The 23,140-nt window shown below is 42.2% G+C and carries 23 protein-coding genes and 1 tRNA gene; 1 reads left to right on the top strand and 23 read right to left on the bottom strand.

From position 1 onward, the window contains the following. Window positions 1–42: 42 nt before the first annotated feature. The 3 genes from BLV86_RS01840 to BLV86_RS17710 are packed head-to-tail and all read right to left on the bottom strand — an operon-like array spanning window position 43 to window position 2,206. Window positions 43–732: a hypothetical protein gene (locus BLV86_RS01840; RefSeq protein WP_090814929.1), complete on the bottom strand. Its 690-nt coding sequence runs from the start codon at window positions 730–732 to the stop codon at window positions 43–45. A gap of 17 nt (window positions 733–749) precedes the next feature. Beyond that, window positions 750–2,051, bottom strand: a complete 1,302-nt coding sequence (locus BLV86_RS01835; RefSeq protein WP_031548483.1) for a tetratricopeptide repeat protein — start codon at window positions 2,049–2,051, stop codon at window positions 750–752. Next, window positions 2,048–2,206 carry a hypothetical protein gene (locus BLV86_RS17710; protein ID WP_175456412.1) on the bottom strand — a complete coding sequence of 53 codons (159 nt, stop codon included), beginning with the start codon at window positions 2,204–2,206 and terminating at the stop codon, window positions 2,048–2,050. Before BLV86_RS17710 ends, BLV86_RS01835 begins: the two co-directional genes overlap by 4 nt. Window positions 2,207–2,490: 284 nt before the next feature. On the opposite strand from BLV86_RS17710, the gene BLV86_RS01830 reads away from it, so the two are divergent. After that, window positions 2,491–2,991, top strand: coding sequence for a COG2426 family protein (locus BLV86_RS01830; protein WP_031548485.1), 501 nt, complete (start codon window positions 2,491–2,493; stop codon window positions 2,989–2,991). Between the two features lie 51 nt (window positions 2,992–3,042). On the opposite strand, the gene BLV86_RS01825 is transcribed toward BLV86_RS01830, so the two are convergent. The 20 genes from BLV86_RS01825 to rsgA form a co-directional block, all read right to left on the bottom strand. Next, window positions 3,043–3,125: transfer RNA gene (locus tag BLV86_RS01825), tRNA-Leu, on the bottom strand. A gap of 203 nt (window positions 3,126–3,328) precedes the next feature. Beyond that, window positions 3,329–3,685 (bottom strand): 50S ribosomal protein L20, encoded by a 357-nt coding sequence (rplT, locus tag BLV86_RS01820; RefSeq protein ID WP_029200494.1) that lies wholly within the window; start codon window positions 3,683–3,685, stop codon window positions 3,329–3,331. Window positions 3,686–3,715: 30 nt separating this feature from the next. Then, entirely contained in the window at window positions 3,716–3,919 is a 204-nt protein-coding gene (rpmI, locus tag BLV86_RS01815) for a 50S ribosomal protein L35 (protein ID WP_029200495.1), read from the bottom strand. 17 nt (window positions 3,920–3,936) lie between these two features. Continuing rightward, a complete protein-coding gene (gene infC / locus BLV86_RS01810) occupies window positions 3,937–4,458 on the bottom strand; it encodes a translation initiation factor IF-3 (protein ID WP_029200496.1) in 522 nt (173 codons plus the stop codon). A 229-nt stretch (window positions 4,459–4,687) separates the two neighbouring features. Then, window positions 4,688–5,293, bottom strand: a complete 606-nt coding sequence (yihA, locus tag BLV86_RS01805; RefSeq protein ID WP_090814928.1) for a ribosome biogenesis GTP-binding protein YihA/YsxC — start codon at window positions 5,291–5,293, stop codon at window positions 4,688–4,690. Between the two features lie 31 nt (window positions 5,294–5,324). Continuing rightward, window positions 5,325–6,623: an ATP-dependent Clp protease ATP-binding subunit ClpX gene (gene clpX, locus BLV86_RS01800; RefSeq protein WP_031548492.1), complete on the bottom strand. Its 1,299-nt coding sequence runs from the start codon at window positions 6,621–6,623 to the stop codon at window positions 5,325–5,327. A 73-nt stretch (window positions 6,624–6,696) separates the two neighbouring features. Beyond that, window positions 6,697–7,317: an ATP-dependent Clp endopeptidase proteolytic subunit ClpP gene (gene clpP / locus BLV86_RS01795; protein WP_078037969.1), complete on the bottom strand. Its 621-nt coding sequence runs from the start codon at window positions 7,315–7,317 to the stop codon at window positions 6,697–6,699. A gap of 181 nt (window positions 7,318–7,498) precedes the next feature. Next, window positions 7,499–8,830, bottom strand: coding sequence for a trigger factor (gene tig / locus BLV86_RS01790; protein WP_090814927.1), 1,332 nt, complete (start codon window positions 8,828–8,830; stop codon window positions 7,499–7,501). A gap of 119 nt (window positions 8,831–8,949) precedes the next feature. After that, window positions 8,950–9,429 carry a CYTH domain-containing protein gene (locus tag BLV86_RS01785; RefSeq protein WP_031548498.1) on the bottom strand — a complete coding sequence of 160 codons (480 nt, stop codon included), beginning with the start codon at window positions 9,427–9,429 and terminating at the stop codon, window positions 8,950–8,952. 156 nt (window positions 9,430–9,585) lie between these two features. Further along, a complete protein-coding gene (gene rpsA / locus BLV86_RS01780; protein ID WP_031548500.1) occupies window positions 9,586–10,725 on the bottom strand; it encodes a 30S ribosomal protein S1 in 1,140 nt (379 codons plus the stop codon). Then, window positions 10,706–11,578 (bottom strand): 4-hydroxy-3-methylbut-2-enyl diphosphate reductase, encoded by an 873-nt coding sequence (gene ispH, locus BLV86_RS01775; protein ID WP_090814926.1) that lies wholly within the window; start codon window positions 11,576–11,578, stop codon window positions 10,706–10,708. The genes rpsA and ispH overlap by 20 nt, the downstream gene beginning before the upstream one ends. Next, window positions 11,575–12,240 carry a (d)CMP kinase gene (cmk, locus tag BLV86_RS01770; protein ID WP_090814925.1) on the bottom strand — a complete coding sequence of 222 codons (666 nt, stop codon included), beginning with the start codon at window positions 12,238–12,240 and terminating at the stop codon, window positions 11,575–11,577. Before cmk ends, ispH begins: the two co-directional genes overlap by 4 nt. 112 nt (window positions 12,241–12,352) lie before the next feature. Next, window positions 12,353–13,618: a BaiN/RdsA family NAD(P)/FAD-dependent oxidoreductase gene (locus BLV86_RS01765; protein WP_031548504.1), complete on the bottom strand. Its 1,266-nt coding sequence runs from the start codon at window positions 13,616–13,618 to the stop codon at window positions 12,353–12,355. A 77-nt stretch (window positions 13,619–13,695) separates the two neighbouring features. Beyond that, entirely contained in the window at window positions 13,696–15,018 is a 1,323-nt protein-coding gene (locus tag BLV86_RS01760) for an aspartate kinase (RefSeq protein WP_031548506.1), read from the bottom strand. 120 nt (window positions 15,019–15,138) lie between these two features. Then, a complete protein-coding gene (locus BLV86_RS01755) occupies window positions 15,139–16,509 on the bottom strand; it encodes an ABC transporter permease (protein ID WP_090814924.1) in 1,371 nt (456 codons plus the stop codon). Further along, complete coding sequence (locus BLV86_RS01750) at window positions 16,496–18,556, bottom strand: COG1361 S-layer family protein (RefSeq protein WP_090814923.1); 2,061 nt, start codon at window positions 18,554–18,556, stop codon at window positions 16,496–16,498. The genes BLV86_RS01755 and BLV86_RS01750 overlap by 14 nt, the downstream gene beginning before the upstream one ends. A 60-nt stretch (window positions 18,557–18,616) precedes the next feature. Next, a complete protein-coding gene (locus BLV86_RS01745) occupies window positions 18,617–19,405 on the bottom strand; it encodes an ABC transporter ATP-binding protein (RefSeq protein WP_090814922.1) in 789 nt (262 codons plus the stop codon). Between the two features lie 264 nt (window positions 19,406–19,669). Next, a complete protein-coding gene (serS, locus tag BLV86_RS01740; protein WP_090814921.1) occupies window positions 19,670–20,980 on the bottom strand; it encodes a serine--tRNA ligase in 1,311 nt (436 codons plus the stop codon). Window positions 20,981–21,159: 179 nt separating this feature from the next. Continuing rightward, window positions 21,160–22,035, bottom strand: a complete 876-nt coding sequence (locus BLV86_RS01735) for a pyridoxamine kinase (protein ID WP_090814920.1) — start codon at window positions 22,033–22,035, stop codon at window positions 21,160–21,162. 52 nt (window positions 22,036–22,087) lie between these two features. After that, window positions 22,088–23,071: a ribosome small subunit-dependent GTPase A gene (gene rsgA, locus BLV86_RS01730; RefSeq protein WP_090814919.1), complete on the bottom strand. Its 984-nt coding sequence runs from the start codon at window positions 23,069–23,071 to the stop codon at window positions 22,088–22,090. Window positions 23,072–23,140 lie beyond the last annotated feature (69 nt).

Here is a 23,140-nt window from a genome sequence, read left to right as displayed (position 1 = left end):
TGTAAAGACTCTCTCACTCTTATCATTTGTATCTAAAGCCTTTCATTTATCTCTTTTTCGAATGTTTAGTACATCTATCCTATCGTCATCCATATCTTCATCAAGCCATCCGCTTTGGGACTCACCCTTCTTGCTATAAGGTGTGTGTTCCTTTGCGGGATTAGCAATAGGATCATCAAGCCAGCCTCCCTCGGGATCAGAAAGCTCTCCACCGTCTTTTACGTAAGTACGAAATCGTGGATGTATCGACTCCCAGGTATTGGAAATGTCATCGTATACTCGTATACTGCCGCCGGTTTCCTTATAATATTCGGCTTCGTCTTTCGTTACATCTATGTAATCAAATTCGTTTTCCTGCATACGGAGCAGCTTGTCAAGTTTAGCTGTATAGAAAAGACTTTTGCGATGAGCATTATCATAGTTTATGGAACATCGTATATAAGCTCCAAGGATGATGATCACCATGCCGGCAAGGTAAACATACAGAATCGATTGAAGTGAAGCTATGATAAAGGAAATGTTAAGATGCAGCAACACTTCCTCTATATTCACTACGGCGATTATGATACTTATAACGATAAAACAAAATGTGTAATAGATGGATGCAGTAAGAATCCCGCGTGAAATATAATCACCTTTAAAATATTTACTTGTCTCTATGATCCCTTTACCCTCTTTTTTTTCGTATATGGATAACTGAACCATAAGGCGGATCTTTTCAACATTCAGCATTTGATTTATCCTCAATATTAGTAGCCGCGTACTGCTCTTGATCGTTCGGCATATGGTGAATCCGGATAACTACCGACTATTTTATCGAATAATGCATTGGCTTCCTCAGTGCGTCCCATGGACTGATATAATCTTGCAAGCAGGAAGAGATTTTCCGGCTCTTCACGGATGGTCACACTAAGCATGTATAGTTCGGCAGCAGTATCCTGCGAACCTGCGTTCCACTCATTTGTGGCCTTTTCGGCAAGCTCCTGGTATACTGAGCTTTCCATGATGTGTTTGATGTCCTGATACTGAGCAGCAAGATTCTCATCAACTATCTGATCTGCATCAAGACCTGTGAACAGCTGTGCAGCCAGGACAGAATCTCCTTTATCGTAAGCCACAGTAATCTGGTTAAGGGCCTGGTACTGTCCCATGAAAGACTCGTTGGCATTTTGAAACTGTTCTACCTGCAGAGCCGCTGCTTCGTACTGTTTCTGAAGAGAATCATACTGATTTTTCAGATCACTGTACTCTCTGTTTGCACTGTCCAGTTTTTCGGTATAGGAAATAAGCTCCTGGTTGTTGCTTGAGTTAATAGCTTTTTCCTTAGCGGGCAGCACAAGTAAGTTGAAGGCTAATAAAGCCAGTACTAAACCTACAAGTATGTTTACAATGACCATCCATGGAGATATTTGCTTTACCTCCTGAGGTATAAGAACGTCATCGTCTGTCATTTTACGATGGGAAAAAGCATTCTTAAGTCTGCTTTGTTCGACTTCTTTTCGCCCGGTTTTTTGTTTTACCTCATCCATAAGAACAAGTGCTTTTGGATTATTCCGGTCAATCTTTAAAACTTTATATAAGCTTCTGCCGGCTTTGACCCAGTCTTCACGTTTCATATAAAGAAGAGCCAGAAGAATGTGGGCTTTTATATAGTTTGGGCTATCCTGGATGACCTGGTTAAGCTGCATTATGGCTAAATCTTCATTGTTATTCTGGGCATAGGATAAAGCCTGGTTGTAACGTTTAACATTATCTGAACAAATACGAACAATGGCAGGCTTACGCTGAATCTCTCCAAGGTAGTAATCTGCTCTGTTGTTTTCGGGAAGAAGGTTCATGCTGATGATCCATTGAACAAGGGCATCTGCTGTTTCACCGCATTCAAAAAAAATAAGCCCCAAAAGATTTCTGGCATCCTTCTGATATTTGTCAAATTGAAGAGATTTCTTTAGTAATTCGGCGGCCCCGCTAAGATCACGCAATTTTGCACGCTCCAGTGCGAGGTTATAGTAGCAGTTGGAGATGCGTTCCAGGGTTAAATCATATTTCATTTCTCTGAATCCTTCTTTATTTTGATTGCATCCTCAATCAGCCTGGTCATTATGTCATTCATATCAGTGAGGTCAATTTTTACAATGGCGTCTTCTATCTGATCCACATCAAGGCTCGGCTTGAAACGCTGTATTTCATCTTCGTAATTAATCATATATGCATCTTTCTGTTTTAAGATTGATTTCAGCTTACAGTTGTATGATCATGCTGTTCTTGACACGTATATGGGTTTAGATTAAAATTTGCAAAGTGTCTAAAAACATGGCATATAATAATAGCTTATCAAACAAGTTTAGCACATCTTACTAGGGCATTCAAGGAAGATAAACCGGCGCTTTATGACACTTGTGTAATGAAATTGTAAATGATTGAAAGCTTTTAAAATGGTATTCCAAAGCCCGGATGTTTTGGTAATAAATGTTTTCGACAGGAGGATATATGGAAGGTTTAGTTAATTCTATAACACAGAATCTGCAGGGAGTTGTATCTAAGGAAATGATAGTTTTTATCATCTCTATGATGCCGGTTCTGGAACTTAGAGGGGGTCTTTTGGCGGCTTCAATTCTTAATGTTCCATACATTAAAGCATTGATCATATGTGTAGTTGGTAATCTTCTGCCCATTCCGTTTGTGCTATTCTTTATTGAAAAGATAGTTGTAGCACTTGAGAAATTTGGACCAACAAAAAAAATTGCAATGATGTTGAGAAATAAGGTTGAAAAAAACCGCGAATCCATAGAGAAGTATGACTTTTGGGGTTTGGTTTTATTTGTCGGTATACCGCTGCCGGGAACCGGAGCATGGACAGGATCACTTGTAGCCGGACTCCTTCATATGAAGAGAAGGAAGGCTATTCCTGCAATACTTACCGGAGTGGTTATGGCTTCAGTCATCATGTCAATTATTTCATACGGTATTCTGGGAAATATCATAAGATAGAAAGATACAAAAAAGATGCATGAGCTTTAAGCTCCTGCATCTTTTTCTAACTGCGGAGAAAGGGACTTGAACCCTCATGAGTGTTACCTCACACGGACCTGAACCGTGCGCGTCTGCCATTCCGCCACCTCCGCGAACCATTAGATATTAGCATATTAGAATTGCCCCGTCAACACCAAAATAAGCCATGGGTTAAGGGCTGAAGACTGGGTGAAATGCAGATCTAAAGTAAAGCTGCAGATATAAATGAGAGATAATCGTACGGAATCTTATTACCTTCTCAAAAAAATACCCGGTGTGTATACACCGGGTATAGTCATCGATTTAAGTAATCAGATTACTTGTTGATCTGAGCCTTAGCTGTCTCGGCAAGCTTTGCAAATCCCTCAGGATCAGCGATAGCTACCTCTGAAAGCATCTTACGGTTCATGTCAACACCAGCTGACTTAAGACCGAACATGAACTTGCTGTATGAAAGACCATTAAGTCTTGCTGCAGCATTGATACGTGCGATCCAAAGCTGTCTGAACTGTCTCTTTCTCTCCTTACGTCCTCTGTATGACTCTGTGAGAGCTCTCATTACGCTCTGCTTAGCTACTCTATAGTGCTTTGAACGAGATCCTCTGTAGCCCTTAGCAAGCTTGAGTACTCTATTATGCTTCTTCTTAGCGTTTAATCCGCCCTTAATTCTCATTTTAATTTCCTCCTCTAAAGACTACAAAAATTAAAGATATGGAAGAATCTTCTTCATTGTCTTTACGTTTGTTGCATCAACAACGATATCCTTGCGAAGACCTCTCTTACGCTTAGTTGTCTTCTTTGTAAGGATGTGTCTCTTATAAGCCTTGTTTCTTACGAGCTTACCAGTTCCGGTAACCTTAAAGCGCTTAGCAGCTGCTTTCTTTGTCTTAAGCTTTAACTGTGCCATATTAGCCTCCTGTGAATTTACTTTTTAGGACTTATAACAATCGCCATATTTCTGCCTTCGATTTTTGCAGGTTTATCAAGGATTGCAATATCCTTTAATTTTTCTGCAAACTCGTCGAGGATGTACTTGGACTGATTCATACGGGACATCTCACGTCCTCTGAATCTGAGAGCAACCTTGACTTTGTTGCCCTTTTCAAGGAATTTTCTGGCAGCCGACAACTTTGTATTGAGATCGTTGGTATCGATGTTTGGTGTCATACGAATCTCTTTGATCTCGGTTACATGCTGGTTTTTCTTGGCCTCTTTTTCCTTACGCATCATCTCATAGCGATACTTACCGAAATCGGCAATCTTGACAACAGGCGGCGTCGCATTGGCTGCTATCTTGATAAGATCAAGATCAGCGTCTTTCGCCATCATGTAAGCTTCCTTGGATGACATGACACCTAACTGGTCTCCGTTTGCACCAATGACTCTTACTTCCTTGTCTCTAATCTGTTCGTTGATTTCAATGTCTGCGTTTTTCTTAATAGCCATAAACTCCTCTCCGTGATACAAGCTGTAAAAACAAAAAAATATGGTGGATTGTAAGCCAAATCCACCATAATGAAAATACACGAAGTAATAATCAAATATGAACCCGGGTCAGTATCGTACTGCCGAGGTGAGGTGGATACCTACTTTCCTGTGTCTTGATAGACTAGTGAAGTCTAACATTTCTTATAATAACTGTCAAGCGATTTTTGAAAAATATCTGATTGATATGTTATTCCGGTTTGTCCGGGGAATCGATTATGTCATCGATTATTTTATAGATTTCCTGAAGTCCCTGTTTTGTTTCAGCAGAGAAAGGGATCATGACGCAGTTTTCTGTTGCATTAAGGCATTTTCTTATATCTGCAACCTGCTTCTTGACCTGAGATCTTTTTATTTTATCAACTTTAGTCAGTATAACAATAGGTTCGAATCCTGTGGACTGTTTTACAAAGTCAAACATCTGCATGTCCTGTTTTGACGGATCGTGACGAATGTCTACAAACTGAATGACTTCTTCGATATCTTCCGAGGTCTCCAGATATTTGTTTATCATACGTCCCCATTTTTCCTGCTCTACGGCTCCTGTTGCAGCATAACCGTAGCCAGGGAGGTCAACAAGGTAAAATTGATCGTTTATATTGTAAAAGTTTATGGTTCGAGTTTTACCCGGGGTCGAACTTGTTCTGGCGTAATTTCTTCGGTTGATGAAAGCATTAATGAAGGAAGACTTTCCTACATTTGACCTTCCTGCCATAACAAATTCAGGCTTCCCTGTTGAGGGAAGCTCTGATTTGACACCTAATACCTGATCGAGATTGACTGATAAGATTTTCAATGATTTCTCCTTTATGGTTCGACAGTCAGAGTTATGCTGACTGATTCTCACCTTTATTGAAGAATGAAGAGTCTTTACGTGATGTCTTTGACTGCTCCTCATCCTTATGAGTTATTACAGGATCACCGTTATTTGTGACAACATCCTCAGTTATCTCCACTGTTGAAATATCCGGCTCGGAAGGTATCTCATACATGATGTCTGTCATCATATCTTCCATGATGGAGCGCAGACCTCTGGCACCGGTTTTTCTTGCAACAGCTTTCTGCGCGATGGCGGATACTGCATCTTCTGTGAACTCAAGGTTAACACCGTCGATCTCAAATAATTTCTTATACTGCTTTATAAGAGCATTCTTAGGAGTAGTAAGTATCTGCTTAAGGGTGTCGACATCGTGAGACTGTAATGTGACATCTACAGGTACTCTTCCTATGAACTCGGGTATGAGACCAAACTTGACAAGATCCTCAGGCTGAACTTCTTTGAGAACGTCATCGTAGTTTTCCTTATTCTTTTCAACTATCTCAGCACCAAATCCTATGGAACCTGATGCGATACGCTTTTCAATAATATGCTCAAGACCGTCAAATGCACCTCCGCAGATGAAAAGAATATTGGTGGTGTCTATCTGTATAAGCTCCTGCTGAGGATGCTTTCTGCCTCCCTGAGGGGGTACAGAAGCCACAGTGCCTTCAAGAATCTTCAAGAGAGCCTGCTGGACACCTTCACCGGAAACATCACGGGTAATGGAAACATTCTCCGATTTCTTTGTGATCTTATCGATCTCATCGATGTAGATGATACCTATTTCTGCACGCTTTATATCATAGTCTGCTGCCTGTATGAGCTTAAGCAGAATATTCTCAACGTCCTCTCCTACATAGCCGGCTTCTGTCAATGCTGTTGCATCGGCAATGGCAAAAGGTACGCCAAGGATTTTGGCAAGGGTTTGTGCAAGATAGGTTTTTCCTGTACCGGTTGGTCCGATCATAAGAATATTTGACTTTTGTACATCTATATCCTTAATCTTCGATGTGATTCTCTTATAGTGATTATAAACTGCGACGGAAAGAACCTTTTTTGCATCATCCTGGCCTATTACAAATTCATCCAGGAAATCCTTGATCTCCTTGGGCTTTAAAAGCCTGATGTCAGATGTATCTGCGGAAGAATCATCGGATCCGGTTTCTTCATCCAGAATTTCCTGGCATAAATCCACACACTCATCACAGATATATGTATTATTGAGACCTGCAATAAGTTTATGCACCTGCTTGGCAGACTTTCCGCAAAATGAACAGCGGATCTTGTCTTCGGGTTTCATTGCCATATATATACCTCATTATAAAAACTGCCGGTTCCCGGGCTTCTCTTGTGGAGAACCGGTATAAATACTGTTATTATTATTTCTTGCTTGCAAGACCCTGATCACGTGATTTGAAAATATGATCAACGATGCCGTACTCGAGAGCCTGCTCTGCTGTCATCCAGTGATCTCGTTCTGTATCAGCCATGACTTTTTCAAAAGGTTGTCCGCAGTTTGCTGCCAGGATCTCAGCCATATGCTTCTTTGTACGGAGTATCCATTCTGCTGTAATCTGGATTTCTGTGGCCTGTCCCTGAGCTCCTCCGGATGGCTGATGGATCATAACCTCAGCATTGGGAAGGATCATTCGTTTTCCCTTTGTTCCGCCTGCAAGGAGAAATGCTCCCATGGAAGCTGCCATACCAACGCAAATTGTGGAAACATCACACTTGATATACTGCATGGTATCATAAATAGCCATACCGTCTGTTATAACACCACCGGGGCTGTTGATATAAAGGCTGATATCTTTGTCCGGGTCCTCGGACTCAAGGAATAAAAGCTGCGCAACTACCAGAGATGCGGTGTCATGATTTACTTCGTCTCCTAAAAAAACAATTCGTTCATTAAGAAGTCGTGAAAAAATGTCATAAGAACGTTCGCCTCTTGAGGTTGACTGTATGACATAAGGAATTGTTGTAATATCACTGAAATTCATATTTTGCCCTCCATTATAAGATTATTCTACTATTGTCTAAAATCGAAAACAATGAAGTGTCACTTCACTATTGGTCACAATCCTTATTATTAACAAAAAGGCGATGCAGACAAATATGCATCGCCTTTTTGCCGGTTTAAAATATATGATAGTCTGATAATTCCGGATCCGGTTAATTTAATTACTCTGCTGACTCATCATTCTCAGACTTCTTTGACTTCTTCTCAGCCTTAACAAGATTTGCCTCAGAAACGAGGAAGTCAACTGTCTCCTGGAATGAAAGATCCTTTCTCATGCTCTCCTTCTGGGAGTCTGTAACATTCTTCATGAGATCTTCATACTTCATCTTGTATGACTCGGCAAGCTTCTTGAACTCTTCATCAATGCGCTCATCAGATACAGTAATGTTTTCAGCCTTCATAACTGCTTCAATAACAAGAGATGTCTTGATGTTTCTTTCTGCGCTTGGAAGCATCTGCTCTCTGAGCTGCTGAACAGTCTGACCTGTGATCTTTAAGTACTGATCCATAGGGATGCCCTGCTGCTGAAGTCTCATCTGGTAATCATAAACCATGTTATCAAGCTGGGAATCGATCATTGCCTTAGGAATATCTACAGAAGCATTCTCTACAACCTTTGCGATAACGCTGTTCTCATTAGCTGTTGTAGCTGACTTTTCCTTCAAATCCTTAAGGCTCTTCTTGAGGTCCTTCTTGTACTCTTCAAGAGTATCGAACTCGGAAACCTCTGATGCAAATTCATCATCTGCCTCAGGAATCTGCTTCTCCTTAACAGCCTTGATGGTTGTCTTGAAAAGGGCTGCCTTTCCTGCAAGATCCTTTGCGCCATACTCTTCAGGGAAAGTAACATTTACATCAACAGTCTCACCTGCTGTGTGTCCGATGAGCTGATCCTCAAATCCCGGAATAAATGTTCCTGATCCGATTGTAAGAGGATAATCCTCTCCCTTGCCGCCTTCGAACTCCTTGCCGTCAACAGTTCCAACGAAATCGATGGTTGCGATATCATCCTTCTTGATTGCACGCTCTACGTCGATAACACGTGCGTTCTTCTCAAGCTCCTGCTTAAGCTTATCGTTAACTTCCTTAGCAGATACGGTTGTATCAGCCTTCTCAACAGTTACACCTTTGTACTCGCCAAGAGTTACTTCAGGCTTAACTGCTACTGTAGCTGTATAGATAAGATTCTTGTCCATGCCGATCTGATCAACACCGATTTCAGGTCTTGATACGATCTCAAGACCTGACTCCTTAGCGGCATCAGGATATGTCTTATCAAGAATCTCGTTAAGTGCATCCTCGAAAAATACCTGTGGTCCGTAGGTCTTCTCGATCATATCCTTAGGAACACGGCCTTTTCTGAAACCGGGGATGTTGAAACGTCCCTTGTTTTTGTTATATGCAACATCAATGGCCTTTAAAAACTCGGCATTGTCTACCTCTACGGTCAGCTTGGCCATATTGTTTTCAAGATTTTCAACTTTAACGCTCATTAAGAGTACCTCCAAAACTTATCGTTTCTAAATATTTTATATGCAACCCACAGGGGAAATGCGCATACTTCTCCCGTGCGTAAGCACGTCCGAGTCAAGAGTATAACACGTACTTTAGCTTATATCAAGGATTTTTGCGAAGGCAGGATGCCTCTTGCCAGCCTGGAATTTGTATATTCGCCACCGGCAGTGACGTCGGGGCCGAACCATTCCGGAGCTATAAAAGAGTTTTCCTCTTCGATAGTTTCGAATTCAACTTCCACAAGACTGAAACCTGAAAGCTCCCCTTCAAATATATCGAGCTCGGCAGTGTGTTTTCCGACCGGTATCATATACCTTTTTTTTCTTATGACTGATCCTTCATGCTTCTTCAGTAGATTTTCATAGGAGGCCTTGTCCAACGGCAGGTTATATTCTTCGTGGAAAAAATCCCCGATACCTTTATATGTCAGTTCGTATTTGTCGGTTTCTTTACTTTCGTCATGTCGTATCCTTATGGTGGGACTAAAGTTAAGGTAAGCCTGTTCCAGAAGACGTACCGGATACTGTTCCAGGTTCCCGGGCATTTTTTTAATCAAAAATTTACGTTCTATTTCCATTCCCATAGTAATCTCCCATAGTCAGATGAATTATAGGATCAGAGCCTGTTGAGATAACTGCAGCTGTAATCTTTCGATATATTATGCACAGCATTTTTTAGATATATAAAAGAGCCGGGCATATAGTCCGGCTCTGAAAACTCTGATCAATATAAATTACTCAGCGTCTGTCTCTTCAATTTTCTCTGCTTCTGCTTTTCCGACTGCATCGATATCTACATCGGCAACGTCAGTATTCTCAGCATCCGGAAGAAGTGCCTTCATGCTAAGAGAGATCTTACGATTGTCAACATCAAGGTCTACAATCTTAGCCTCGATATCCTGTCCAACTGTAAGAACATCAGCAGGCTTGTTTACGTGATCCTTTGAGATCTGAGATACATGAAGAAGTGCATCGATACCCTTCTCAAGCTCGATGAATGCACCAAAATCAGTCATACGGGCTACCTTGCCGCTTACTGTTGTACCAACAGCGAACTTAACCTCTGCATCCTTCCAAGGATTCTCATCAGGGAACTTACGTGTAAGAGCAATTCTCTCACCGTTGATCTCCTTAACGAGAGCTGTAACTTCCTGACCCGGCTTGAAGATCTTCTTAGGATTCTCGATTCTTCCCCAAGACATCTCTGAGATATGAAGAAGACCGTCAGCTCCGCCGAGATCGATGAATGCACCGAAATCAGTAAGATTTTTAACTACACCTGTGCGAACATCGCCAACCTTTAACTCTGAGAAGAGCTTGTCATGCTGCTCTCTCTTTGTTGCAGTCATAAGCTGCTTTCTGTCACCGATAATTCTGCGCTTCATAGGGTTGAACTCAGTGATTACGAACTGAACATCCTCACCCTGATACTTGTTGAGATCTCTCTCGAATGTATCTGAAACAAGAGATGCAGGAATAAATACTCTTGCACCGTTAACTTCAACATTGAGACCGCCCTTAACAACCTGAACAACTTTTCCTGTAAGAACTGTCTGATTCTCGTAAGCTTCTTTAAGCTCCTCTGATGCCTTGGAAGCAATAGCCTCTCTGTGAGAAAGAGCTACCTGACCTTCACCGTCATTTACCTTCTTTACTTTGCATTCAATCTCGTCACCTACATTGACTACTGTGGTAAGGTCTAATGTATTGTCTGCGCTGTAATCGCTTCTTGTCATGATTCCGTCTGACTTGTACCCAATGTTGAGTGCAATCTCATCAGGCTTAACACTGATAACTTTGCCAGTAACAATCTCCCCTGCATGAATAGATTTTAATGATGCGTCAAGCATCTGTTCAAAACTCATTTCTGACATAATTTTGAACCTCCTCAATAATTTCTTTCGGGGTGCTTGCCCCAGCTGTAATACCTACGTTTTGAATCGCGTCATCGTAATTAAAGTCAAGATCGTGAACCGTCTGTATCAACTGGGTTTCCGGACACTGGTTTTTGCAAATCTCGAATAACTTTTTTGTGTTAGATGAACTGCTTCCTCCAATAACTATCATGGCATCGGACTTTTTTGCAAGTTCCTTTGCTTCAGACTGTCTCTCGAAAGTCGCGTTACAAATCGTATTAATAGCATTAACATCATAAAACTTTTTTTTCAAAATATCAATAATTTGTTGAAATTTGTCGGTGTTGAATGTTGTCTGTGCCACTACTACAACTCTCTGCCAGTTTCCTTCCGGAAGCTTTTCGGCAGATTCTATATCAGGAATGGTAGAAATATCACCTTCTCCCCAGCCTATGATGCCGATTATCTCCGGATGATCCGGATTGCCTATGACAAATACTTTTTCTTTTTCGGAAGTATATTTTTTCGCCAGCATCTGGATCTTTCTGACGAACGGACAGGAGGCATCGATGGTTTCGATCCCTCTTTCCTCCAGAATATTGTAAACGGACTTTGGTACTCCATGAGCCCTGATAATTACTATTCCGTCAGTTAGTGCTCTGAGATCGTCTTCTGTCTCAAGAATTTTAACTCCGTAGGAAGCGACTTTATTTACAACTGTTTCGTTATGGACTATGGGTCCGTAAGTATATATCTGCTTTCGGGCATCTTCCGGTTTGTTTTTTTCTCTTTCGATTATCTCATAGACAGTATCAACCGCCTTTTGAACACCGAAACAGAAACCTGCTGTTTTGGCTAATGTTACATTCATCTCTTTATCACTATATCCAGAATACTGTCTATGGTTTCGTCAATTGTAAGATCGGAGCTGTCAATAAGCACCGCGTCAGGGACTTTAATGAGTGGAGAATTCTCCCTGTGCATATCTCTGTAGTCACGTTCTTCGATTTCTTTTTCAACTTCCCTGATGTCACAGGTCTCGCCCTTTTCCATAAGTTCTTTTGCACGGCGTCTTGCCCTTTCTTCTACCGAAGCTGTGAGATAGATCTTTGTATCTGCATTTGGAAGAACCTTTGAACCGATATCACGACCATCCATGACTACAGAGGTTTTCAAGGCAAGCTTTTGTTGGAGAGCTACCAGCAGGTCTCTTACAGGCTGATACTGTGATACTGTTGAAGCAGCTGCGCCTACTTCCTGTGTTCTTATTTTAGAGCTTACATTTTCTCCATTGAGGAAAACCTGCTGTGCACCTTCTTCGTCATAGCTTATGCTAATGTCTATATCCTTTATGCTGGCAACAACTGATGATTCATCATTTGTGTCTATTCTGTTGTTAAGGCAGTAAAGTCCCACTGCTCTGTACATGGCACCTGTGTCGATATAAACATAACCGAGTTCCCTGGCTACCGCTTTTGCTATTGTTGATTTTCCTGCTCCGGCAGGTCCGTCGATTGCTATACTGTATGGCATATTTTCCTCCTGAATTATGTATCAAAGATTTCTTTTCCTGATACCTTTTGATTAACATATTGGTGTTTTATGGCACCTTATGAAGGTGTGGTACTTTTGCTGTAAGAAAGCTTCATGTTAATGCTGCCTGCTGCCCTGCAAGGTGTCCCGTTGAAAAGGCCATCTGCATATTGAAACCTCCCGTGTAACCGTCCACATCCAGAACCTCTCCGGCAAAATACAGGCCTTTGACCTTTTTGGACTCCATTGTGTTCGGGGATATCTCCTTAACCGAAACTCCGCCCTGAGTGACGATGGCCTCCTTGAAGCTTCCGGTACCGCTGACGGTATAATCAAAGTTTCTTATAAGGTCAACGATGATTTTTCTTGTCTCACGGCTGACTTCACTAACCTTTTTGTTTATGTCAACTCCCTTCTGTTCAAGTCGGGCGTTGAAAACAGGAATAAGCTGTGAAGGAAACAGGTTGGTAAAAGCATTTCTGAGTTCCTTGTTTTTGAATTCCTGAAAATCCCTGAGAAGCCTTTCGTCAAGCTGCGAGTCATTGAGAGCAGGCTTCAGGTCTATATGGACTGTCAGGATCTTTCTTTTTGAAGGATCATAAGCATTGAGATACTTTGTAAGAACTGCAGATGCAGAAATGATTACAGGTCCTCTTAAGCCCTCCTCCATAAAGTCCAGATCACCAAAATCTTTATAGTAGATTTTACCGTTGTCTTCAGTGATACGTACCTCTATGTTTTTTAAAGTAAGACCCTTTAAACGGAATATATCAGGTTCATGGACCGTGAGGCAGACAAGTGAGGGATAGGTTTCCGTAACCGTAATACCTGCTTCTTTTGCAAATCTGTAGCCGTCTCCGGTAGAGCCTGTTGAAGGATAAGCAAGACCGCCGGTGGCGACTATCACTTTGTCGGCGGGATATTTACCATGTGATGTTTCTATTCCGGCTACCTGATCTTTTTTTATGGTAACAGCCCGTACTTCGGTTTTGTAATGGATCTCAACGCCAAGCTTTTTGATATAATGCTTCAATGCATCCGTGATGCTGTAAGCATGGTCCGATACAGGGAATACACGGTCACCCCGTTCTGTTTTTGTGCGGCATCCGTTTTTCTCTAAAAGATCAATAACATCATCATTTGTGAATGAGTAAAGGGCGGAATACAAAAATCTGGGGTTTGTGACATAGTTTTTGAAGAATTCTTCAATGTCACAGGCATTCGTGGCGTTACCCCGGCCTTTTCCTGTTATAAAAATCTTCTTTCCCAGTTTGTCATTTTTTTCTGCCAGATGAACCTCGGCATCGGGATTTGTTTCTTTGGCTGCTATGGCAGCCATCATGCCGGCTGCACCACCGCCTATAACGTAAATCTTCACTTAATCTCCTGAATTGTTTTTATGATAAAAATTACCCGGGTCTTTTAAGTCCCGGGTAAAAGAATGATCAGATTCCTTTAGTTTTTAGCACTTAAAACAAACATATTATATATTGCTTTAATTGCTTTTTCAAAGTCTTCGTTTCTGACTCCGATGATGATATTGTACTCACTTGATCCCTGATCGATCATTTTGATGTTGATGTATTCATGGGCAAGTGCTGAGAAAATTCTTCCGGCAACACCGCGTGAGGACTTCATGCCTCGACCTACTACAGCAACAAGTGCTATATCGGATTCAAGCTCTATCATATCAGGGTTAACGGCACGCTGTATTCCGTTAAGAACCTTCTGCTCACAGGTCTCCAGCTCTTCCTGATGTATAACCAGAGTCATGGTATCAATGCCGGAAGGAATATGCTCAAAAGAAATATGGTTGTCTTCAAGAACTGTCAGGATCTTGCGACCGAAACCTATCTCGGCGTTCATCATGGCCTTTTCAATGTTGAGGGCGCAGAAATTTTTCTTACCGCTTACACCGGTGATGACGAAACGAGGCTTTTTCAGAGTGTCCTGTACTATCATAGTTCCGTGATCATCAGGTTTGTTTGTGTTTTTGATCTGGATAGGGATACCCTCTTTACGTACAGGGAAGATGGCGTCCTCATGAAGTACTCCGGCACCCATGTAGCTTAATTCTCGAAGTTCCCTGTAAGTAATATAATCGATCACTTCAGGATTCTTAACGATACGTGGATCTGCTACAAGAAATCCTGATACATCAGTCCAGTTTTCATAAAGATCTACATGTTCGGCAGCCGCAATGAGGGAACCGGTAACATCAGAACCTCCTCTGGAGAAAGTTACGATATCACCATTATCATTTGCGCCGTAGAATCCCGGAAAAACAGCATAATCAACATCAGTCAGTGCATCATTGATTGCTGTTTCGGTTTTTGCGAAATCGCAGGATCGGTCCTTGTTGAATACAAAGCAGGATGCAGAGTCGATAAATGTAAAACCAAGGTATGCAGCCATAAGTTTTGCATTGAGGTATTCACCTCTGGATGCTGCATAGTCCCTGCCGGCACCATCAAGTAGGTCATGAGCTATCTTTTCAAAATCCTCATCCATGTTAAGGTTGAGACCAAGTCCGTCAATAATCTCCTGATAGCGTTCCTTAATCTTTGACAGGATTGGATTGAAATTCTGTTCAGAGGATGCAGCATTGTACAACTGGTACAGCATATCTGTAACCTTTGTATCATTGGAATCACGCTTACCGGGAGCAGAAACAACTATGTAATGTCTGCTTTTATCTGAAACAATGATCTCCTTTACTTTTTTAAACTGTTCTGCAGAGGCACAGGAACTGCCGCCAAATTTTGCTACTTTGATCATGATTACTCCCCTATTTTGTAAATGATATACATGAACAGAATTATAGCATCCGAACAAAGGATAAACAATATTTCAATCTAATATATCAGGTATTACCAAATGGATGCCCGACCGCTCGCATCACTCATTCCTGATGGCCGCAAGAGGACTAAGCTTCATGGCACGGACTGCCGGAATGTAACCTGCTATGGAACCCACAGCAATGGCAAAAACGATGGAGAAGCCAGCCAGCCAAAGGGGTATATATGACAGAGATCCATCATTGTTTCCGTAGCCTATAAACATGGAAATCATGTCATTGTTCCCGGAGGAACTGAAGAAATTGATAATGCAGGAAATAATGTAGCTTACTATAAGTCCCGCGATACCGCCCATGAGACCTATGATGCCGGATTCAAAGAGGAACATGTTTTTGATATCTGACATATCACATCCAAGCACCTTCATTACACCGATTTCTTTCGTGCGTTCATATATGGACATCATCATAGTGTTCATGATGCCTATGGCGGCAACCAGAAGGGAAACTCCTCCGATACCTCCCAGAACCATCTGAACCATATTGAGGGACTCCTGGGCAGATTCCAGCCATTCCATATTGGAACTTACACTAAAACCAAGATCCGAAATCTGAGTCTGTACGTCCTTGACATTGGCCATATCATCAACAAAAACATATATTGTATCGTATACGTAATAGGTATAGGCCTTTCCGTTTTTGGTTGTTCGGGGGTTGGGTACCAGGGCTTTCTTATATATTTTCTGCAGGAAACGTTTCAATGTATCGATGTCGGCATATACATTGTAAGAGTCGTAGGACCAGTCTTCTTTTCCGCCGCGTATGATGCCGCTTATGGGAAAAATGTATTTTTTTGCTGCCTTTGATTTTGTTGTGGTTTCCTCGGAACTGTTATTTTTCTTCTCGCTGTAGCTGCTTTCCGGAAATGTCAAAAAGATGGTATCTTTATCCGGGTTGATCTCAATGCTTTCATATGTAGTGGGCTTATAGAAGGAGTTATATAGTATCTGGTTTCCCAGGATAAGGCTGAGCTGACCCTGATTGGGTTCGGGAATGGTGCCGCCTTCCCGTAGCTTTAATTGCTCCAGATAATATTGTGAGACACCACAGATCGTGAAATTAGATTCATAGCCATTGCATTTAGCCATGGCAGTTATCTCCAGACTGGGGCTTACACTCACCACATGGTCAAGTGATGCGAAGATTTCAGCATTTTCATCCGTGAGCTCCATCTGCTTCTTGTTTTTTGAGCTGCTGTCCCTGTTTTCGTAGCTTTCACGGACCCGGATCAGAGTGAGCGAGCCCTCATCCTGATAGGATTTGAGCATCATATCACTCATACCGAGACCAAGGCTTACCATGACAACTATGGACGCCGTACCGATGACAACGCCAAGGATGGTAAGCAAAGTCCTGGTTTTTCGCCTTCTGAGATTACTTATTGCTAGTTTAAATAAATCAGATAGTCTCATCTGTACCCTGTTTCTGTTCCTTTTCCTTCTTCTTTTTTCTGATGAAGAAGATTATTCCCAATGCTCCCAGAATGCCGGCAATTACCGCTCCGGGAATTATAAAGGAGTTTATAGAAGAAGCTTTGGCGGGGTCCGCCTCCTCAGGGGTAACCCTTTCTAAATCTTCAGGTATATCCTCTATCACATAAAGATTTATGGTTTCTTCCTGTGATGAGGTCTCTCCGTTAATGTCTTCATAGGTGATGGTGACATGTATGGTTCCGTCATCCGTTGTCGGGGAAAATCCGGTGATCATGGCATCAACATTTCCCGTTTCGCCCGGTTTAATGTTTCCGACATAGGCACTTGTGTTTTGTATGGAATCGGCCTCAAAGGCTACGGTTACATTGTAAAGGATAACCTTACCGGTATTGTTTATATTGAACATGACATTGGATTCGCTTCCGACTGTCACGCTTGGAGGCATGATGTCGAAACCTGTGCAGGACAGACGGGGAATCTGTTTTACTTCTACATCCAGTGTCACTTTTTCTTCTGCATTCTTAAACTCAGGTGAGTCATACTTTTCGTTTACGGTAATTGCATAGGCTCTCGGATTTACACCTGCGCCTGCAATCATAGTCCAGGAGACCTCCTTTGATTCACCTGCGTTAAGAGAGTTTATAACTGTAGAGTTGGAGCCGTTTTCTGTTGAGAAAACATTGGAATTATCAACCTTTTCGGATTCTACGGTAAGAAGAATGTTACTGGCGTTGATATTCGTGCTGGCATTTTCTATTTCCACAAACAGCTTAAAAGGCTGACCTGCAAAAACTGCTTCCGGTTCGGTATGGTATGAACCTACAACGAGACGTGCTTTTGTACGGTCGTTAGCATTGAACTCTCTTGTGGAGTCAGGCTCAGTGTCGTTCATGGAAGGGTTATTGATATTTACATAAAAGGTATGAGTTTCCTTTGATTGTAAGGTTGCATCAGGTGTGCGCTTGTAAGTCACGGTATAATCGATGGGATAATAACCGCTGGCAGCATTCTTTTTTATGTTCAGGACATAAGCCGGGGTGATGATTTCTTCGGGAGTTACCGCCTCGAAGGTCTGGTCATAGTTTGACTGGCTTATTTCAAAAGGGAATTGCTTTGAGGCACTGGCCTTTGAATAGGCAGTATTCTGGAATTCTTTAGTTGGGTCCAGAGCATTTTCCATATGAACCTTTACATCGTAAAGAGTGCGATTTGTCTGGTTTCGGAAATTCACGGTATAAGCCATCTGTGACGGATAACTTGCAGCCGGGGTAGCCTGGTTTTCGCCTACCGCAAAAGCGGATTCCTTCTCGGTTGAAGCAGGATCCGTTATCTCCCCCTGATCGATTACTGAAATGTTTATGAATTCGGCCCGGTTGAGGCTTCCGTATGAGCCAGAAGGATTTTCTGGAACATCATAAAATATAGATACGGGAACCCCGTAGTAACCGGCTTTGATGTCACTTCTTAAGTGTACATTAAAGGTGACCTCAACGTATTCTCCCTTTTTGAGGGTGCCCAGTTTCTTTTCCTGAGTCATGGTGGAGGAGTTGATCTCCAGAGGATAAACACCTCCGTCTACAGGGTATGTGAGACCGAGGGAAGCATTGTAAGCCCGGGCGGCACCTGCCTGGTAGCCTTCGTTGTATGCTTCTGATTCCGCTGACTCATCATCGGGATCGTAGGGATTGGTTCTGTTTGCACTAGGTACTATACCGTTTGTGTTGATGAGATTCTGGTCCTGTGAAAGACGAACCCTTACATTGTTTATCTGTTCGGTTTTCGGATTGTAGAGACCGTTTTTACCGTTATAGCCGATACGTACAGTCAACTGCATATCCTGACCTACTACACCTTCAGGGGTGGGATCGGCGTCATGGATGAACGTATTGAGATTAGTATCCACATAGGAGGCTCTTGCACTTATTGGTGAAGTGACAGCTATGACACTCAGAACCATAAAAAAACATATGAATATGCTTAAAAATTTTTTGATCAAAAGATTTTTCAATAATACAGCTTTTCTCATACTTCCTCCGGTACTGCCGGAACAGTACCTTTATATTTACTCACGATTTTTAATCGTATATCAGGTTTCCGGTGTAACGACACAAAAAGGTTCTGAACCGGTTTCTCTAAGGATGTCCTGTTCTATGGAACTCTCTTTATTGATGACAGTTTCTACTATATGACCGTCTACTACCCTTAACTGGCGATCTGCCCATGAAGCAATATGCGGATCATGGGTTACCATGACCAGGGTGCGGTGCTCTTCTTCCACTATTTTTTTCAGCAGATTAAGAACATCATTTGTCGTATGTGAGTCCAGGTTACCGGTTGGTTCGTCTGCAAAAATAATCTTTGGATCTATAACCAAAGCCCTTGCGATACCTACACGCTGCTGCTGACCACCGGACATCTGATTCGGCATGTGCATCCCCTGATCACCTATACCAATGAGTTCCATATAGTGCTTTGCGGTTTTTGTACGTTTCTCTAAGGATACGCCACGAAACATAAGTGGCATGGATACATTTTCAAGGGCATTCATGGAGGGGATCAGATTGTAGCTTTGGAAGATAAAACCTACATTTTGCCTTCGGAAAGCCACCAGCTGTGATTCATTCATCCGGTCAATGCGTTTGCCGGAGATCTGGATGATCCCGCTGCTTGGGGCTTCCAGCCCTGCCAGCATATTTAAACAGGTGGATTTTCCGGAACCTGAGGTTCCGACTATTGCAATGAACTCACCCTTATATATATCAAAGGATACGCCGTTCAGGGCATAGACTTTGTTGGTTCCTATATTGAAGATTTTATATAAATCTCTGACCTTTATAAGTGGTTCCAATAGAATCCTCCCATAGTATAACATCATAAAACAGGGAAACACTGATTCAATGTTTCCCTGATGATGACGAAATATGTAAAACAATTATAGTGTATGTTATTGATTAATACAATCTACGAATACTTTAAGAAAATGACGAAAAAATACAGGGCTCTCCGTAAATAAACCCGCATATTGCCGACTATCGGGAATTAAAAAGTCTGTTAACGGATCGTTTTATGATATCCGCTAACAGACTTTAGGTTTTATTTTGGAGAAACGGTGAACTTACACAACGTTTACTCAGAAATATTATTTCTTACCCTCAATGGAGTTCCAGTTAGGTGTAAGAACTTTGGTTCCGCCCATGTAAGGCTGGAGAACCTCAGGGATAGTAACTGAACCGTCAGCCTGAAGGTGATTCTCGAGGAATGCAATAAGCATACGTGGTGGAGCTACACAGGTATTGTTAAGGGTATGTGCAAGGTGGATCTTTCCATCTTTACCCTTGATACGAATTTTAAGTCTTCTTGCCTGGGCATCTCCGAGATTGGAACATGAACCAACTTCGAAATACTTCTTCTGACGAGGTGACCAAGCTTCCACATCACATGACTTTACCTTAAGATCTGCAAGATCTCCTGAACAGCACTCAAGGGTTCTTACAGGGATATCCATGGAACGGAAGAAATCTACTGTATTTTTCCATAACTTAGCATACCAGTCCATAGAGTCTTCAGGTTCGCAGACTACGATCATCTCCTGCTTCTCAAACTGGTGGATACGGTAAACACCACGCTCTTCAAGACCGTGAGAGCCCTTTTCCTTACGGAAACAGGGTGAATAAGATGTGAGTGATAAAGGTAATGTATCTGCCGGAAGGATCTGATCGATGAAGCGGCCGATCATGGAGTGCTCAGAAGTACCGATGAGGAACAGATCTTCGCCCTCAATCTTGTACATCATGGCATCCATTTCAGAGAATGACATAACTCCATCCACAACCTTTGAACGGATCATATATGGAGGGATACAATATGTAAATCCTCTGCCGATCATGAAGTCGCGGGCATAGCTGAGTACTGCTGAATGAAGACGAGCGATGTCTCCGAGCAGATAGTAGAATCCGTTTCCTGCAACTCGTCCCGCAGCATCCATATCGATACCGCCGAAGGATTCCATGATATCTGTATGATATGGAACTTCAAAATCAGGAACAACAGGCTCACCAAAACGCTCATTCTCTACATTATGAGTATCATCCGGACCTATAGGAACAGACGGATCGATAATGTTAGGGATGATCATCATACGCTTTGTAAGCTCTTCGTTAAGCTTAGGCTGTAACTCCTCAAGCTCCTTGAGTCTGTCGGCATACTTTGAAACCTCTGCCTTGACCTGCTCAGCCTCATCCTTTTTACCCTGAGCCATAAGAGCACCGATCTGCTTGGAAACAGAATTCTTCTTTGCACGAAGGTCATCTGCCTCCTGCTGGCACTTTCTGGCCTCTGCGTCATATTTGATCACTTCGTCAACAAGTGGAAGCTTCTCTTCCTGGAACTTCTTTTTGATGTTTTCTTTTACAAGCTCCGGATTTTCTCTGACAAATTTAATGTCTAACATAAGATCCTCTCTCCTCCCGGAAATAATCTGTAATACTGTCCGATCTCTGATCGGAAATTAAGCATAGCGTTTCGCCGTCATGCGATTTTTGATACGCACGCTCGTTATATATGCTGAACGCACCTAATAACTATAGCGTTATTTTTTTGTATTTTCAAGTTATATGAGGCGAATGCTTATCAATCTGAATCCAAAAGATGCCGGAGAAGATCTTCGAACTGCACACCTTCGATAACGGGTACATTAAGCTCTTCGGAATGTTTTATTGCAAGTCCGACGAAATCTGCTGCGGAACGACATGCCTTCTCGTGATCTGTACCCTTCAGGAGTTTAGCGCTTATAATGGCACTGAAAAGATCTCCTGTGCCCGGTCTTCCGTTTCCTGTACGGGGATTACGGATGAATCTGAGATCTCCATCGGTTTCGGAAAGGACATTTAAAAGCATTTTTTCTCCTGCTTCGTTCTCTTCTTCGATTCCGGTAACTATGACCGCTCCGGGTGTTATGTGATGAAGGGCAGACAATAAGGAATTGAAAACCATACCTTTGGCTGCGTCAAGCTTGCAGTCTTTCAGGGTTTCCTTCATGCCCTCATAATCAAAATCAGCCAGGAGCGCGGCTTCAGTGAGATTCGGTGTAAGGAGGTCGGCATACTTTGCAAGAGATAGCATTGCTTCAATATGTTTTTGTGTCATATGACGGTAAAGACTTCCGTTATCAGCCATTACAGGGTCAAGTATAACCGTGAGTTCAGGATTTCGCTTTTTTTGTTCCCTGATAAAGTCTTCTATCAGAGGATGTTCCTCCGTATCCCCGAGATATCCTATAAGGATTCCATCAAAGCTAAAGCCGTTTTTGTTCCAGGCATCAAAGAAACCGGAAAGATGATCCTTAAAATCAACTTTTGCGACTTCTTTAAATGCTGTATGACTGCTCAAAATGGCTGTAGGCACAGGACATGCGGTAACTGAAAGGGTAGATACCACAGGTAACTGTATGGAAAGAGAACTTCGGCCAACGCCGCTAAGGTCATTTATAACTGCAAGTTTTTTCATTTTATGATAAGTCCTTTTATACTTAACGAATGAACCGGTGACATTGAAAAGATCAGTATCTTCGTTGTGATTTCAGTTCATTGTATAGAAGCACATAACTGTCGTAACGTTCTCTGGATATTTCACCCTTCTGTACAGCATCTTTTACAGCACAGTCTTTTTCTCCTATGTGGATACAGGTTTTGAAACGACAGTTTTGTCTGTGGCTCTCGAATTCGGGGAAATAGTACATAAGCCGTTCCGGATCGATGTCATTGACATAGAGAGAAGTGAAACCGGGAGTATCCAGCACATAGGTGTCGTCATCTATATAGAAAAATTCTGTATGTCTCGTGGTGTTTTTTCCTCGCTCAATCTTACGGCTCAGTTCTCCGGTTTCCATATTGGCATCCGGATGTATAAGATTTGTGATGGAGGATTTACCTACGCCGCTGGGGCCGGAAAGAACTGTGGTCTTTCCGCGGAGAACCTCCATGATTCTTTCATAACAGTCTCCGGACTTTGTGCTTATTTCCAGAACTTTATATCCTGCGTTTCTGTATATCTCCGGGATGAGTTCCGGGTGCTCTGCATGAATTTCCGGAATCGATAAAGCTTTGTCTTTCTTCTTTTTCCACTTTGGAATAGAGGTTTCCTGAGACTCTTCGGGAAAGTCACTTTCAGGAACATCAATGAGATCTACTTTATTGAAAAAAATGACCACAGGTATGTCCCGCTGTTCCATATGGATGAGAAATCTGTCAAGAAGACTCAGATTAGGGTCCGGGTGCTTCAAGGCAAATACAACTACTGCCTGATCAATATTGGCAACTTCCGGACGTATCAGCTGGTTTTTCCTTGGAAGGATGCGGATAACGGAGCCTTCCCGTTCCTTTTCACTGTCCTGGACCGGCTCAATCTCCGCATCATCTCCAACCAAAGGCTTTTCATTACGATTTCGGAATATACCTTTGGCACGGCACTCGTAGTCACCTTCTCCCGTGTGAACGTAATAAAAACCTCCTATTCCCTTGTAGATTTTTCCTTTTAAAGACATTTTAACCTCATGAATCTTAGTTTGCGCGATACGGCCTTCAAGCGAATATTTATATTCATTTGAGGGCCA

This window comes from Oribacterium sp. KHPX15 (assembly GCF_900107835.1).
In the GTDB taxonomy this organism is placed as follows: Bacteria; Bacillota; Clostridia; order Lachnospirales; family Lachnospiraceae; genus Oribacterium.
This window is presented reverse-complemented; position numbering and strand designations above follow the sequence as displayed.

What these genes read in the sequence shown, in the direction of transcription:
- clpP (WP_078037969.1), bottom strand. Translation starts at nt 7,317, where the DNA reads ATGAATTTCAGTGATATTACAACAATTCCTTATGTCATACAGTCAACC.
- BLV86_RS01840 (WP_090814929.1), bottom strand. Translation starts at nt 732, where the DNA reads ATGCTGAATGTTGAAAAGATCCGCCTTATGGTTCAGTTATCCATATAC.
- BLV86_RS01785 (WP_031548498.1), bottom strand. Translation starts at nt 9,429, where the DNA reads ATGGAAATAGAACGTAAATTTTTGATTAAAAAAATGCCCGGGAACCTG.
- BLV86_RS01750 (WP_090814923.1), bottom strand. Translation starts at nt 18,556, where the DNA reads ATGAGAAAAGCTGTATTATTGAAAAATCTTTTGATCAAAAAATTTTTA.
- BLV86_RS01735 (WP_090814920.1), bottom strand. Translation starts at nt 22,035, where the DNA reads ATGAAAAAACTTGCAGTTATAAATGACCTTAGCGGCGTTGGCCGAAGT.
- rpmI (WP_029200495.1), bottom strand. Translation starts at nt 3,919, where the DNA reads ATGGCACAGTTAAAGCTTAAGACAAAGAAAGCAGCTGCTAAGCGCTTT.
- rpsA (WP_031548500.1), bottom strand. Translation starts at nt 10,725, where the DNA reads ATGTCAGAAATGAGTTTTGAACAGATGCTTGACGCATCATTAAAATCT.
- ispH (WP_090814926.1), bottom strand. Translation starts at nt 11,578, where the DNA reads ATGAATGTAACATTAGCCAAAACAGCAGGTTTCTGTTTCGGTGTTCAA.
- rsgA (WP_090814919.1), bottom strand. Translation starts at nt 23,071, where the DNA reads ATGTCTTTAAAAGGAAAAATCTACAAGGGAATAGGAGGTTTTTATTAC.
- BLV86_RS17710 (WP_175456412.1), bottom strand. Translation starts at nt 2,206, where the DNA reads ATGATTAATTACGAAGATGAAATACAGCGTTTCAAGCCGAGCCTTGAT.
- BLV86_RS01835 (WP_031548483.1), bottom strand. Translation starts at nt 2,051, where the DNA reads ATGAAATATGATTTAACCCTGGAACGCATCTCCAACTGCTACTATAAC.
- BLV86_RS01755 (WP_090814924.1), bottom strand. Translation starts at nt 16,509, where the DNA reads ATGAGACTATCTGATTTATTTAAACTAGCAATAAGTAATCTCAGAAGG.
- cmk (WP_090814925.1), bottom strand. Translation starts at nt 12,240, where the DNA reads ATGCCATACAGTATAGCAATCGACGGACCTGCCGGAGCAGGAAAATCA.
- tig (WP_090814927.1), bottom strand. Translation starts at nt 8,830, where the DNA reads ATGAGCGTTAAAGTTGAAAATCTTGAAAACAATATGGCCAAGCTGACC.
- clpX (WP_031548492.1), bottom strand. Translation starts at nt 6,623, where the DNA reads ATGGCAATGAAACCCGAAGACAAGATCCGCTGTTCATTTTGCGGAAAG.
- infC (WP_029200496.1), bottom strand. Translation starts at nt 4,458, where the DNA reads ATGGCTATTAAGAAAAACGCAGACATTGAAATCAACGAACAGATTAGA.
- rplT (WP_029200494.1), bottom strand. Translation starts at nt 3,685, where the DNA reads ATGAGAATTAAGGGCGGATTAAACGCTAAGAAGAAGCATAATAGAGTA.
- BLV86_RS01760 (WP_031548506.1), bottom strand. Translation starts at nt 15,018, where the DNA reads ATGATCAAAGTAGCAAAATTTGGCGGCAGTTCCTGTGCCTCTGCAGAA.
- serS (WP_090814921.1), bottom strand. Translation starts at nt 20,980, where the DNA reads ATGTTAGACATTAAATTTGTCAGAGAAAATCCGGAGCTTGTAAAAGAA.
- BLV86_RS01830 (WP_031548485.1), top strand. Translation starts at nt 2,491, where the DNA reads ATGGAAGGTTTAGTTAATTCTATAACACAGAATCTGCAGGGAGTTGTA.
- BLV86_RS01745 (WP_090814922.1), bottom strand. Translation starts at nt 19,405, where the DNA reads ATGATGTTATACTATGGGAGGATTCTATTGGAACCACTTATAAAGGTC.